The sequence below is a fragment of the Bartonella sp. TT121SHDZB genome (assembly GCF_042193415.1).
Classification (GTDB): Bacteria; Pseudomonadota; Alphaproteobacteria; order Rhizobiales; family Rhizobiaceae; genus Bartonella.
Genome location: NZ_JBHILR010000077.1, coordinates 1 through 591, shown reverse-complemented (window position 1 = coordinate 591; position 591 = coordinate 1). Strand labels below are relative to the sequence as shown.

Annotated in this window: 1 protein-coding gene; it reads right to left on the bottom strand. The window is 71.2% G+C overall.

What is annotated here, in order from left to right; genetic code table 11:
• Positions 1 to 111: 111 nt before the first annotated feature.
• The coding region (locus ACFIKI_RS08585) for a Bug family tripartite tricarboxylate transporter substrate binding protein (protein ID WP_375666805.1) at positions 112 to 591 on the bottom strand (480 nt) is incomplete at its 5' end.

The following is a 591-nucleotide window of genomic DNA, read 5'->3' as shown; positions in this document are numbered from 1 at the left end:
GGGCGCTGGCTGGCCTGCAGCGCGACGAGTTCGGGCAGCGATCCAAAGGGCTGGCGCAGCAGGGCGGCGATGTCTTCTTGCATGGGAGGGGGGACGGACGGGAGGGGAGAACTATTCCAGCGACAGGCCTGCGGCCTTGACGATCTGGGCCCAGCTCTTGCGTTCCTGGGCGATGAAGGCGTCGTACTCGGCCGGTGTCTCGCCACCGGGCACGCCGCCCAGGTCGGCAAAGCGCTGGCGCCCCTCGGCCGTCTGCATGGCGCGCCGGGCCGACTGCTGGATGCGCTCGACCACGGCATCGGGCGTGCCGGCAGGGGCCAGCAGCCCGAACCAGGCCGTGACCTGCATGGGCACGCCGGCCTCGGTCCTGGTGGGGCCCTCGGGCAACGGGGCCGAGCGCGTGGCGCTGGTGATGGCCAGCGCGCGGAACTTGCCGCTCCTGATGTGCGGCATGGAGCTGGGCAGGTTGTCGATCATGTAGTCCACCTGCTGGCCCAGCAGCGCCGTGACCGCAGGCGCGGCCCCGGGAAAGGGCACGAGCGTGACCTCGATGCCGGCCTTCTGGCGGAACATCTCCGAGGACATGTGCGG